The 12,325-nt window shown below is 66.6% G+C and carries 13 protein-coding genes and 1 rRNA gene; 5 read left to right on the forward strand and 9 right to left on the reverse strand.

All coding sequences use genetic code 11. The features are described from left to right. Window positions 1–5: 5 nt before the first annotated feature. The 5 genes from DXK94_RS06260 to DXK94_RS06280 all read right to left on the reverse strand — a co-directional run bounded on the left by DXK94_RS06260 (window position 6) and on the right by DXK94_RS06280 (window position 4,993). Window positions 6–1,217 (reverse strand): mechanosensitive ion channel family protein, encoded by a 1,212-nt coding sequence (locus DXK94_RS06260; protein WP_115524280.1) that lies wholly within the window; start codon window positions 1,215–1,217, stop codon window positions 6–8. 179 nt (window positions 1,218–1,396) lie between these two features. Next, window positions 1,397–2,263 (reverse strand): hypothetical protein, encoded by an 867-nt coding sequence (locus tag DXK94_RS21200; protein ID WP_147294357.1) that lies wholly within the window; start codon window positions 2,261–2,263, stop codon window positions 1,397–1,399. After that, window positions 2,260–2,808: an RNA polymerase sigma factor gene (locus tag DXK94_RS06270; protein WP_115524282.1), complete on the reverse strand. Its 549-nt coding sequence runs from the start codon at window positions 2,806–2,808 to the stop codon at window positions 2,260–2,262. The genes DXK94_RS21200 and DXK94_RS06270 overlap by 4 nt, the downstream gene beginning before the upstream one ends. 100 nt (window positions 2,809–2,908) lie before the next feature. Then, a complete protein-coding gene (locus DXK94_RS06275; protein ID WP_115524283.1) occupies window positions 2,909–3,595 on the reverse strand; it encodes a protein tyrosine phosphatase in 687 nt (228 codons plus the stop codon). A 165-nt stretch (window positions 3,596–3,760) separates the two neighbouring features. After that, complete coding sequence (locus DXK94_RS06280) at window positions 3,761–4,993, reverse strand: MFS transporter (RefSeq protein WP_115524284.1); 1,233 nt, start codon at window positions 4,991–4,993, stop codon at window positions 3,761–3,763. Window positions 4,994–5,263: 270 nt separating this feature from the next. Here DXK94_RS06280 and DXK94_RS06285 point away from each other — a divergent pair, with 270 nt between their 5' ends. From DXK94_RS06285 to DXK94_RS06295, 3 genes are all read left to right on the forward strand, one after another. Beyond that, window positions 5,264–6,196 (forward strand): 2-hydroxyacid dehydrogenase, encoded by a 933-nt coding sequence (locus tag DXK94_RS06285; protein WP_115524285.1) that lies wholly within the window; start codon window positions 5,264–5,266, stop codon window positions 6,194–6,196. A 117-nt stretch (window positions 6,197–6,313) separates the two neighbouring features. Then, on the forward strand, window positions 6,314–6,781 hold the full coding sequence (locus tag DXK94_RS06290) for an SRPBCC family protein (RefSeq protein WP_115524286.1): 468 nt from the start codon (window positions 6,314–6,316) through the stop codon (window positions 6,779–6,781). An 8-nt stretch (window positions 6,782–6,789) separates the two neighbouring features. Then, window positions 6,790–7,134, forward strand: coding sequence for an iron chaperone (locus DXK94_RS06295; RefSeq protein ID WP_115524287.1), 345 nt, complete (start codon window positions 6,790–6,792; stop codon window positions 7,132–7,134). Window positions 7,135–7,197: 63 nt separating this feature from the next. Here DXK94_RS06295 and DXK94_RS06300 read toward each other — a convergent pair whose 3' ends face one another. From DXK94_RS06300 to DXK94_RS06315, 4 genes are all read right to left on the reverse strand, one after another. Further along, entirely contained in the window at window positions 7,198–8,061 is an 864-nt protein-coding gene (locus DXK94_RS06300) for a hypothetical protein (protein WP_115524288.1), read from the reverse strand. Further along, entirely contained in the window at window positions 8,058–8,735 is a 678-nt protein-coding gene (locus DXK94_RS06305; protein WP_115524289.1) for a hypothetical protein, read from the reverse strand. Before DXK94_RS06305 ends, DXK94_RS06300 begins: the two co-directional genes overlap by 4 nt. A 715-nt stretch (window positions 8,736–9,450) precedes the next feature. Then, window positions 9,451–10,710, reverse strand: coding sequence for an MFS transporter (locus DXK94_RS06310; protein WP_115524290.1), 1,260 nt, complete (start codon window positions 10,708–10,710; stop codon window positions 9,451–9,453). Beyond that, entirely contained in the window at window positions 10,707–11,165 is a 459-nt protein-coding gene (locus DXK94_RS06315; RefSeq protein WP_115524291.1) for a MarR family winged helix-turn-helix transcriptional regulator, read from the reverse strand. The genes DXK94_RS06310 and DXK94_RS06315 overlap by 4 nt, the downstream gene beginning before the upstream one ends. Before the next feature lie 145 nt (window positions 11,166–11,310). On the opposite strand from DXK94_RS06315, the gene DXK94_RS06320 reads away from it, so the two are divergent. Both DXK94_RS06320 and DXK94_RS06325 read left to right on the forward strand, forming a co-directional pair. After that, window positions 11,311–11,577, forward strand: a complete 267-nt coding sequence (locus DXK94_RS06320) for a hypothetical protein (RefSeq protein WP_115524292.1) — start codon at window positions 11,311–11,313, stop codon at window positions 11,575–11,577. Window positions 11,578–12,145: 568 nt separating this feature from the next. Continuing rightward, a 16S ribosomal RNA gene (locus DXK94_RS06325) occupies window positions 12,146–12,325 on the forward strand; the annotation flags it as partial.

A 12,325-nucleotide genomic window follows, 5' to 3' on the forward strand; every position in this document is an offset into this window, starting at 1 on the left:
GGGTTTCAGTTTCTGGATGCCAGGTTCTTGTCCCGGTCTTCAAACACCTCGTCGCCGGGGCCTGTGAAGGCGCGGGAACGCTCCACGGCCTCGATGGAGCCGGTGAAGAGCTGGGATTCGTGGGGGTCGGCGGGCGGCCGGGCACCGCTGGCGGCGGGCGAACCCAGCCCGCGCAGGGGTGCCTTGCGCTGGGTGGGGGTGCCGGCGTCGGACGCCGTGTGTTCCCAGCGCTGGTGGGGCAGGGCCTGCGGGTGGCCCTGCTGCAGGAAGGTGACCATGGCCTCGCGGATGAGGCAGCGCAGGTCGAAGAGTGCGGCACTGTCCGCGGCGCTGACCAGAATCCGGACCCGTACGAAGCCGCCGGTGGCGTCCGTGATCTGCAGGACGCCCACGCGCTCGTCCCACAGTTCCGTGCCGGCCAGGACGCGGCGCAGCTCGGCACGCATGTCCTCCACGGGGGCACGCCAGTCGAGGTCGAACTCCACCGTGCCCATCACCTCGGACTGCCGGCGGGTCCAGTTCTCGAACGGGGTGGTGGTGAAGTACGTCGAGGGCAGGATCAGGCGGCGGTCGTCCCAGATGTGGACCACCACGTAGGTGAGGGTGATTTCCTCGATCCGGCCCCATTCCTTCTGGACCACCACCACGTCGTCCACGCGGATGGCGTCCGTAAAGGCGAGCTGCATCCCGGCGAACACGTTCACCAGGGATGTCTGCGCCGCCAGGCCCGCGACGATCGAGATGACGCCGGCGGACGCGAGCAAGCCGGCACCCAGCGCCTGGATGGCCGGAAACGTCAGCATGACCGAGCCGGCGGCGAGCACCACCACCAGGGCCGCCCCGATCCGCCGCGTCAGGATCATCTGCGTGCGCAGCCGCCGGGCCCGCCGGTTATCCGCTACGTCCACGCTGTGCCGGTTCAGCACCACCGCTTCCACGATCAGCAGCACGGCAATGGCCAGCCAGGCGAGGGAACCGATGAGGGCAATCAGCAGCAGATGGTCGACGGCGGCATGCCAGGTTTCGGCGGAGGCCGTCAGCCCCAGCGCTGCGCGGACGCCGATCAGGCACAGCGCCAGCCGCAGAGGTTGGCGCGCCACCCGTGATGTGGCCTGCAGTTCGGGGCGGTTGCGGTTCAGCCGGAGGACCAGCTTGCGCAGCAGCCAGGACAGAACCAGTCCTGCGGCCACCGCCAGGGTCACGGCGATGAAGGGCATGGCGGGATGAAGTAGGTCTAGCATCCTTTAACGTCTATCAAGACGCTGCGGACTGCTGAAATCTCCGGCGGCGGTGGCGTGTCAGCCCGATCCGACGGTTCCCAGCGCCGCTGATGTTGCCGGACGTCAAGTGTGCGGGGATCCGTCCAAACGGGAAGCGAATCAGGCCATCGCGCGGATCAGCGGGCTGGCGTCCTCTTGCCAGCACCCTCTGCCTGGTCAGCTGGGTTGGGCGGCCCCTGCCCGTTAACCGCCGCCTTTCCAGCCTTCCCGGCTTCCGTTACGCCGGCCGATGGCTGCCCTGCCCACGGCGGCACCGCGGCCGGCCGGGAGGCAGGCGGTACGGCAGGCTCCTTCCCGCTTTGTGGAATCTCGGCAGGAGCCATCGTCCCGCCATCGGCGGGCGATGCCCAGCCAGGGACACGTGGTGCCCCAGCCGGGTCCTGCCCTTTGCCCGCAGGCGGCTCCTTGGCAGGAGCCGGGGCCGAATCAGGAGCAGGTGCGGGCGCCGGGACAGCGGGAACGGTCACCACGGGTGGCGCCGTTACAGCAGGAGAAGGGACGACGGCGGGTGTCGGGCCGGGTGCCCCGGATGGGACGGCGGGTGCCGGGGATGCCGGGGCAGGAGGGGAGAAGGACCGGACAATGGTGCTGATGGTTCCTTCAGCCCCGCGCCGCAGGGTGTCATTCCCGGCCGCCGCGCCGCCGGCGATCCCCAGCGACGCCGCCACGGCAAGCGTGGTGAAGGCAACCCGCTTTTTCCTGGACCTGCGGGACCAGTCCTCGAGGCTGACCACGGCACTTGGGTTCACGCTGGCGGGACTCCCGTCCGACGCCCCCGGCCACCCCATCAGCGCGGCAACCTCGGCCGACGGGGGCGGGACTTCGGTAACCCGGAACTCCCTCAGCCGGAGCAACATCTGCCGCAGCCCGGCGTCGGCCGCCACGCCAGCCTCCACAAGCAGTTCATCCACATAGCGCTCGTCGTCGAGCCGGCGCTCCTGCTGCTTCCTGTCTTTGCTGGCTACGGGCTCGTTACTGGTCATGACTGCTCTTCTCTCAACGAGGGACGGAGTTTCCGGAGCCGGCAAAGGGCCCGGCGCTGCAGCTGCTTGATGGCTCCGGGAGTCTTGCCCATGATTTCCGCGGTTGCTTCGACGGACAGGTCCGCGACGATCCTCAGCGCGATGACCTCCTGCTGGTCGTGCTGCAGGGTCCCGAGCAGTGCCATCACCTGGGCCGAACCTTCCGCCTCCAGCAACTGGTCCTCAGCCGAATCGCAGCACCGCGGATCGGCGTCGGCGTCGTAGCCGGTGGTGGGAGGAGTCTTCAGCCTGCGCCGGTGCTCATCCACATAGCGGGCGTGGGCGATCGAAAAGGCCAGTGACTTGATGCCCTTCAGGCCGCCGTGCACCTCCGGAAGCTGCGGGTACAAGGCCAGGAAAACTTCCTGGGTCATGCCCTCGGGATCTTCCACGTCGCGTGCACGCAGGTAGTTGAGGATTGCGGGCGAAAACTCGCGGTAGGCATCACAAAAGATGCCCTGGTCGGCCTGACCGGGCGTCGCTGCCTCATGTTTGACCTTGTGCATCCGCCCCCCTGCGGCAGATGCCCTTGCGGGCACCGTGGGGATGGCTCCGAGCCGGGACAAGCAATTTGTCCCGGCGCCGGATGCCGTTCCTGCTGACAGGCTACCGCTGTCCGCCGCCGGGGTGGGCGGCGGAGTTCCTGGCTGCGTTGTTGGACTGCTGTCCAGCGCCGTTGGAGCCTGCTGCCGGCCCTTGGCGCTGGCCCTTTGCCGGCTGCTCCTTCACCTGCTGCTGTTCCACCGGCTCCTCGACGGCATCGCCCTCAGGGGTTTCTCCGGTGCCGTCCGCCTCGTCCTCCGGAGCGGAAACAGTGGCGCAGTACGAGACGATGCCGCTCTCACCGCCGGCAGCCTCCGCCAATGCTGCGTACGCGGTGGAGGTGGAGTTCAGGCCGCCGTTGGAGTAGGCGTTGCAGAGGCCCACCGCTGCCGGGCCGGTGGCGTCAGGTCCCACCGGAACAGAGGTGGGAGACTCATCCGGCTCCGCAGTCTCTGTGGGGGACGGGCTCGGCGAAGCCGTTTCAGTTTCCGTCGGAGTAGGTTCCGGGGACTCTGTTTCGGTGGCCGTGGGGCTGGGCTCCGGAGAGTCGGTTTCGGTGGCCGTGGGGCTGGGCTCCGGAGACTCCGTTTCCGTGACTGTGGGGCTCGGCGACGGTGATTCGGCCACCACCCCAGGACTGTCGGAGTGCGATTCTGCGATAGCCGCGACACCCGTACCGCCCACCACCAGAGCGCCTGCGGCGAGCACGGTTGCTGCGAGCTTGTTGCCGGAATATGTGAAGAAAGACATCTGATCCTCCGTTGACGAATTTTATGGATTGCGATCAACTTGCGGTTTTCCCCCCGCACCTTATGAATCGAAATTCGGGTCATGAAGGTTACGGGTTGGTGAGAATCTTTTGACTAATTTGTCATTTCTTCGGTCAAGACATACCGCCTGGAGCTGTGCCTGGGGTTAGTTCACCGGCTCCTTCACGGGCCGCGGCTCCAGCCAGACCCGCTCCCGCGGACCCGGCGGGTACGCGTACTTCTTGCCCGCCAGGGTGATCACCAGCGCGGCGACAACCGGCAAGGCAGCCGCAACGGGGACCAGCAGCGCCCCGCCGGTCACCAGCGCAGCCGAGCCGTACAGTGCACCGATGGTGATGCCCAGCTGGATGGTGAGGACGGTGAGGCCGTTGGCTGCCTCCTGGTATTCCCCGCCCGCGCGCAGGATGGCGGACTGGTTGTAAATGCCGATCGCGCCCAGGCCCGCACCCCAGACCGTCATCAGCGCCAGCGCCACCGGAAGGTTGCCCACTGCCAGCGGCAACAAAAACATCGACAGGGCGATGGCCGCCGTCGTGATCAGCAACGAACGGCGCGGATGCGAATCCACCGTGAGGCCCGCCACCCAGATGCCCAGCAGGCCAGAGGCGCCCAGCACCGTGAGGGAGAGGCTGATGGCGTAGTCGGGCAGCGCCGCTTCGCGGATGAACGGCGCAATGTAGGTGAACAGTGCGAAGTGGGCCAGGACCAGCAGCGGCCAGGCGATGGCCACCGACTTGACGCCTGGCTCGGCGATCGCCCCGCGAAGCGACGGGCGGACGGCGTCGGAAATGCGCTGCACCCGCGGCAGGAGGAAAAACGCCAGGACCGTCAGGAGCAGCCCGAAACCGGCCAGCACCAGGAACGCCGCGCGCCAGCCGAGCAACCCACCCAGTGCCGTGCCCACCGGCGCGCCGATGGCCAGGCCCAGGCTGTTGCCGCTGAACACGATCGCCAGGGCCTTGCCCACCTTGTTCGGCGGGACCACCCTGGTGACGAACGGGGCCATGGTGGTCCACAGCAGCCCGTGCGCCAGACCGCCCACCAGCCGGGCGATCATCGCCGTCGTAAAGTCCGGCGCGAGCCCCACCCAGGCGTTGCTGACTGCGAACGTCAGGACAAGGCTCACCAGCAGTGCATGCCGGGGAATCCGGGCCAGCAGCCGGGCAGCCGGAACCACCGTCACCACAATGACGGCGGCGTAGGCGGCAGCCAGGTAACCGGCAACCGGCTCGGACACGTTCAGGCCGGCGCTGATCTGCGGCAGCAGCCCGGACGGGAGGAGCTCGGTGGTGATGGCGGTGAAGGCGATGGTGGCCAAAACAACCATCGCGGCGTACGGGAAACGGGCAGGCGCCGGCGCGGAAATCGCGGAAGACATGGGAAAGGAATCCATTCAAGGGGGAGGGTTGGAACGCCGCTCGCTGGCCGGACAATTCCTTCCTTAAATTTACAGGATCGGAGGGCCTGTCACACACATGACAAGCCCTCCCCGCGTCCGCAGAGTGGGCAAGGCAACCATCTCCCGCAGGGCACAAAGTACGTTTGGTAGCGGAAGTAATTGCCGGTGGCGAAAAGGCCCGGCTTCGCAGCCAAGGGAAGGCGACATGGACGTTTTTGGACCCGCACTGGACATGATTGTGGTGGCGGCGTGACCGGCCGGCTGCGGGTGTGTCTGCCCGACCAAAAGCTGCTGGACGCGCTGGAGCCCATGGACGGCGTCGACTTTGTCCTCTGGGACCTCACCGGGCCGGCACCCGAGGGCCGGCTCGACCTGCTGGTTCCGGGCTATATGGGGAAGACGGCGACGCTGGCCGCGCTTGAGGGCGTGGACGTCGGGCTGGTCCAAAGCCAGTCGATCGGGTACGACGGCGTCGCGGACGTCCTGCCGGACGGTTGCGTTTTCGCCAACGCGGCGGGGGTCCACGAGACATCGACGGCGGAGCTTGCGTTGGGCATGATGATCGCCAGCCAGCGGGGAATCCCGGACTTCGTCCGGAACCAGGCCAGCGGAACGTGGGACAACACCCAGCGGCCCAGCCTGGCCGACCGGCGCGTGCTGCTCGTGGGCTACGGGGGAGTGGGCAAGGCCATCGAGGCACGGCTGCTGCCCTTCGAAGCCGAGGTGACGCGGATGGCCAGCCGGGAGCGCGAAGACTCCAACGGGACGATTCACGGGATCGATGCGCTGTACGAGCAGCTGCCGCTCCACGAGATTGTGGTGGTCAGCGTTCCCTTGAGCGAAGAGACCCAGCAGCTGGTGGACGCGAAGTTCCTGGCCGCAATGCCGGACGGCGCCCTGCTGGTAAACGTGGCCCGCGGGCCGGTGGCTGACACCGAGGCACTGCTGGCCGAGACCTCCACCGGCCGGCTCCGTGCAGCCCTGGACGTCACGGATCCGGAGCCGCTGCCGGCGGGCCACCCGTTGTGGACCACCCCCGGCGTGCTGATCACCCCGCACGTGGGCGGCGCCAGCTCCGCCATGTTCCCGCGGATGGTCCGGCTTATCCGGAAACAGATCGGGCTGCTGCTTGAAGGCGCTGACCCGGTGAACGTGGTGCTCGGGGACTCGTCCCTGACCTAGCTTCTGCGGCTTACTGCAACGTGGGCCCATCCCTTGCCCAAGAATTGAGCATTTTTGGGCTAAAAACTGACCCCGCCTTGCCTGTTCAGGGGTGGTCCCGGCTCCTAAGCTGGGGCCATGTCCACTTATGAAGTCCGCCGCAGCGCGGTCATTCCTGCCTCTGCCGAAGAGATCTTTCCGCTGGTCAACAGCTTCCACGAGTGGACGGCCTGGTCCCCCTGGGAGAACGTGGACCCCGGCATGAGCCGGCGCTACTTCGGCGCCGACGCGGGCGTGGGGGCGGGCTACGAGTGGAGCGGCAACCGCAAGGCCGGAAGCGGAACCATGGAGATCGTGGAGTCCGTGCCGGCACGCGAGGTCAAGGTCCGGCTGCAGTTCACCAAACCCTTCAAAGCGCTGAACCCCACGTCGTTCACCTTCACTCCGGCGCCGGGCGGCACGGAAGTCATGTGGCGGATGACCGGCGAGAACAAGGGTGCGGCCAAGCTGTTCGCCCTCTTCATGAACATGGACAAGCTGGTGGGCTCGGACTTCGAACGCGGGCTCAAATCCTTGGCCTCCGCAGTGGCCGCCAAAAAGAGCTGAGCCTGGCCGTGGGCGTCGTTGACGATTCGCTGGCAGACCTGCCCGAGCCGGACCGAGGCTGCCTGCAGCACGTGGTGGGCATCGCCCGGGCGGTCGCTCGGGACACTACGGAGGGGATGAGTTACGGCATGCCCGCCCTGAAGCTGGACGGAAAGCCCCTGGTGGGAGTGGTTGCCGCTGCCAAGCACCTCTCGATCTTCCCGTTCTCGCCCGCCGTCGTGGAGGCGGTTGCACCCCGGCTCGAGGGCTTCTCCCTGTCCAAGGGAACCATCCGCTTCACGGCCGCCCACCCCTTGCCGGACGACGTCGTGGAGGAGATCGTCCGGCTGCGGACGGCGGAGATTAGGAAGTAGTTAACGTTCGACGGCGGCACACGCCACTCGGAGCAGCCCCCCGATGCGCGTGCAGACCCGCCCCTACCTCTTGAACTCAATGCGGACCGAATTGTCGTCCGGGAGGACGATCACCGAACCGTCCCGCGGGGTCCAGCCGTCGTGCAGGAAGAAGAACCGTCCGCCGCTGAGCACCAGCAGGCGCAGTCCGTCGTACCGGTAAAGCGTTGTGTCCCCGCTGCCCATCTTTACCTCCGTGACCGCGCCCGAACCAATGCTCAGTGGCTTGAGTGAATAAACCTCCGCCCGGGGCATGAACTGGACCCCCTGCTCGTAGTTCAACGCCAGCCGGCGGCCTAGTGCCTGGGCATAGTCAGCGGTGCCCCAGAAGAGCAGCAGCGTCACAATGCTCAGGACCAGCGTCGTCTCCACCGCGCGCTGCTCGGTACTGAGGGCCGGACGTTTGCCGTCCCTGCCCATGCGGCGGAGGTGGATGCACCAGGTTGCGACCAGCACGCCCAGGGCCATCAGGTATGGCGTGAAGAGCGACGTCCGGGCAGGCTCAACGACGGCCAGCACCAAGCTGACGCCGACCAAGAGGCCGCTCAGCAATGCGGCAATGCCCGCGGCCCGGATAATTCTCGCCCGGCCGCGGTCCTCCTCAATCCGGCGGCGCAGCAGGCGGTCCAGGGCCAGCCAGGCAACGCTGAGGGCAAGGATGCAGACCAGCGGCAGGAAGAGCGCATTGATGCTGATCAGTAGATAGTCCTGTACGGCGTACCCGAACAGGCTGACGTTCAGGCCCATCTGTGCAGCCTGCGCGTCGGCACGTGCCCAGCCGAAGTAGAACAGCAGCGCCGTGGCCACGGTGACCGGTGGGCCGATCGCCGAAAGCACACCAAACGCGCGGGACCACGAGGAACGCCCATCGCCGTCGGCGTCCGTCATGGTCCGGTGCTCGGTGCTTGCGGGCAGGCCGTCTGGTCTGCGGCGTAGTCGAAGGTCACAGTTCCGCCCACAGGATAATCCGCGTCGGTAACAGTGACGCTGACGGTAGCCGGCGCTCCCTGTGCGAGGGCCGGGGCCAGGAAGTAGAACTCCAGCGGGTGGTTATTGTCCACGAAACTCTGGCGCTGCCATACCTTCGCGGTCGCAGTGCCGACGCTGACTTCTCGAACGCTGCCGGTGGGGAGACCTGTGACGTTTCCGCTCAGGACGATCGCGCTGCCGGGACAAACGCCAACGGGCGACGAGCCATCCTCATCTTCCAAACCTGAAAGTTGTGGCTGGCAGGCGGTGCCGTTGCGGGCAGCGAGTTGCAGCCGCGCATCCGGCCTTTGCTGCCGCACGGCGGCGATATCCTGCAGCACGTCATAGGCGACTACCGTGTAGCAATCGGAGACACCTTCTACGGGCCGCTCCATGGTGTCCAAAGCTGAGGTGCCCTGCTGCCACGCTGCGTCGTCACCTGCCAAACCCGAGCACAGCGCCTGCGCTGCCTCTTCCACTGTGTTCAGCGGTGCTGAGAAACCCGGGACTGCGCCGCAGTTCCTGTTTTTCAGGTTCACGTACCAGATGGGATCGCCACGTCCGACGGGGCCGATGGGCAGCCATTCGAGCACCACGGTTTCCTGGACTGGAGGCTTGTTGGGTGCGGCTGGTCCTGGCGGCTGCGCAGGAGGCTGGCCGGGAGCCGGCGGGGCAGGAGGCTGGCCCGGGGCTGCTGGACCGGGAGGTTGCCCCGGCCCCCGGGGAACGAGTTGTTCGGAATCCGGCGGCGGCTGTTGCCCTGGAGCCGGGCGTGGCGGTTGGGTGCGCCCGTCAGTCGAGCTGCCGCCCGAGCCGCCGCCGCCGGAGCTTCCGCCTGATCCGTCGGAACTTCCACCGGCCTCTCGATCGGACCCGCCACCGGAATCTCCGTCGGAGGGGTCGGCCGGCGCCAAACCGCCGGATGAGCTACCCGTGGCTGAACCTTCCGCCCCACGGCTTTCGGAAGTTCCACTTGAGGAAGAGTTTCCGCCGTCGCCACCGCCCGAGAAACACCCCGATAGAGGCAGCACCAAGACCACCGCCCACACAAGGGCGGCCACTTGGCGGCTATGGGAGTGCACGTCCACCATCGCTATCCCGGACTGCTACCCCGTGGAGTTTCCTGCGAGATCAACCCGAACCTTCAAAACACTGCACACAGTGTCAGTACACCTCTGCAGGCGTTACAGCAGCGTTACTGCCGTCAGTTACGACGGCGGCACACGCCACTCGGAGCAAGCCCCGCCTAAGGTGCGCAATGGGCAGACGTCCGGCCGCCGTCGTCGTACGTTCCATACATGGCAGGCCTTAGACAGCGGGCTCGCGCTTCCCCTTGAACGCGACCCGGAGGGCGCCGCGGAAGGTCAGCCGGCTCCGCCGGCTGACCACGATGACAGCGGCCAGCCCGGTGAGCAGGACCACGACGCCGCCGAACGCTACGGCCCAGCGCGCCCCGAACTCACTGCCGATCCAGCCCATCAGGGGCGCGCCCACGGCGGTTCCGCCCTGCAGGATGGCCAGGTACAGGGCCAGCACGCGGCCGCGGAACTGCGGTTCCACCGAGAGCTGGATGCTGGTGTTGCAGCTGTTGAGGAACGTGATGGACGCCAGGCCCACCGGAATCAGCACAGCGGCGTAGAGCCAGAACGACGGCGAGACGCTGCCCAGCACCGTGAAGGCACCGAGGCCCAGCGCGCCGCCCAGGAGGAACCGCAGCCGCGGGCCCGCCCGCCGCGCCGCGAGGAGGGCGCCGGCCAGGGTGCCGACGGCCATGATGGAACCGAGGAGGCCGAACTCGCCAGCCCCGACGCCGAATTCCGTGGTGGCCATCAGCGCGTTGGTGATGGGGAAGTTCATGCCGAACGCACCCAGGATGCCCACCAGGACCATGATCAACATCAGGTCGGGGCGGCCCCGCACGTAGTTGATGCCCTCGGCCACCTGGTGTTTGCCGCGCCCGGCCTGCGCGGCGGGAGCCAGTTCGGAGGTCCGGATGAGGAACAGAGAGATGATCACGGCGGCATAGCTGGCCGCGTTGAGCAGGAAGACCGGGCCGGTGCCTACCCAGGCGATGAGGACGCCGGCGATTGCAGGGCCGGTGAGCCGGGCGGTGTTGAAGGACGCGGAGTTCAGCGCGACGGCGTTGGAGATGTTGTCCTGTCCCACCAGTTCGGAGACGAAGGCCTGCCGCGCCGGGGCATCGATGGCGCTGGCGATGCCCAGGCAGAGGGCGGCCAGGTAGGCGTGCCACAGCTCGGCGGTGCCGGTGACCACCAGGAGTCCGATCGCAAGCCCGGTCAGGCCCATGGCCAGCTGGGTCCAGAGCAGGATGATGCGTTTGCGGTAACGGTCGGCCAGCACGCCGCCGTAGGGGCCAAGCAGCAGCATGGGCAGGAACTGCAGGCCGGTGGTGATGCCGACGGCGGCACCGTCGTGGTTGGTGAGGACGGTCAGGACCAGCCAGTCCTGGGCGATCCGCTGCATCCAGGTGCCGATGTTGGACACCAGTGCGCCGCCGGCCCAGATCCGGTAGTTGCGGTTTTCGAGGGCGCGGAACATGGCGCTCATCGGCCGCTCATCTCCTGCATGATGTGCGCGGCGCGGCTGAGGATGGCCCGGTCTTCCTCGCTGAGGCGTGCCACGCGCTGGGCCAGCCAGGCGGTCCGCTGGCTGCGGGCTTCGGCCAGGACGTCCTTGCCGGCGGCAGTGATATCCACCTGGACCTGGCGGCCGTCGTCCGGATGCGCGGACCGGGTGACAAAGCCCTGGTCGGCGAGGGCGTTGACGATGCGGGTCATGGACGGGGCCTGCACGTGCTCGCTTTCGGCAAGTGCGCGCAGGGTCCTGGGACCGTCGCTGTTCAGGACGGCCAGCACTGTGTATTGGCCGGGGGTGATAACTTCACCTGTTGCCTCAACACGGAGCCGGCGGGATGTGCGCATCACGGCGGTGCGGAGGTCGATGGCCAGGGTGTCCGGCGTGACGGGTTCTGCTGGCGGATTCTTCGTTGTGGTGGCGGTCATGGGTGCGGGTGCGCCTCCTGGCGATAATGCTTAGCACTGCTAATTAGTTCTGCTAACGATTATGCTCCCGGTGCGGCGGGACGGCAACCGGTTCTTCGATAATGCGATGTAGGCGACACTGGAAGCCCCAACGAAAGCAGGACCCTTGATCACTCTCAAGCAGGACTCGGACGGCTTCATCCGCATGAGCCGGCACTATCCCGCCAGCGTCCGCATCAGGATCGAGTTCACCGACGGCAGCACCGGTGAGTTCTCCGGCCGCACCCTCAACAACGCCTACGACGCCGCGCTCGCGGAATTCCGTGCGGGGAACAACCTCGACGCAAAGGGCTACGACCGGACGCCGGCCGCCCGGAAAGCCCCGGGCAACAGGATTGATTTCGTACCCGCGCATCCCGGGCTGGGGAAGTAGGCGCAGCAGGGCCGCATGCTGTGCTGCAGCACACAAAGGTTAATTACGACGGCGGGTGGCCGCCAGGGTGGGCCTGCGGGCCGTCCCGCCCGTCATTCCGCGGGTTTTAAGCTCCCGGGGCTGCGATTTGCGGTGGGGTTGTGGGGCGTGTATTGTTTTCTGAGTCGCCGCCGCTGATGCGGAAAGATAGCGGCCAATCCCCCTTGATGAACGGCCTGAAAATGGTTCGCTTTTGAGCGTGCCGGTTTTGGGTGGGGCTGGTTTGTGGGAGCTGGGAATCGCGGAAATGCTGGTTTGCAAAGCTTCCGGGGATCGGGTAAGTTTGGAAAGTTGCTCCGGAGCGAGCCGCGGCCTTGAAAGTGGTTGTGGTGGTGCCGGGTGTGTCTGTTGTTTGAGAACTCAATAGTGTGCCAAGTTTGTTGATACCGATTTGTTTTTATGAATTGGTTGAATTTGCCGGGCCTGCCGCCCCTGTGGTGGGTCTGGTTTTGACAGCTGGTTTCAAATTTTGTGCAGTGCGTGTTGCCGTTTTCCCGGTGGCGCGTGTTGTGTCTGTTTTTGTTTTACTTCAACGGAGAGTTTGATCCTGGCTCAGGATGAACGCTGGCGGCGTGCTTAACACATGCAAGTCGAACGATGATCCGGTGCTTGCACCGGGGATTAGTGGCGAACGGGTGAGTAACACGTGAGTAACCTGCCCTTAACTCTGGGATAAGCCTGGGAAACTGGGTCTAATACCGGATATGAC

The sequence above is a fragment of the Arthrobacter sp. RT-1 genome (assembly GCF_003367205.1).
Taxonomy (GTDB): domain Bacteria; phylum Actinomycetota; class Actinomycetes; order Actinomycetales; family Micrococcaceae; genus Arthrobacter.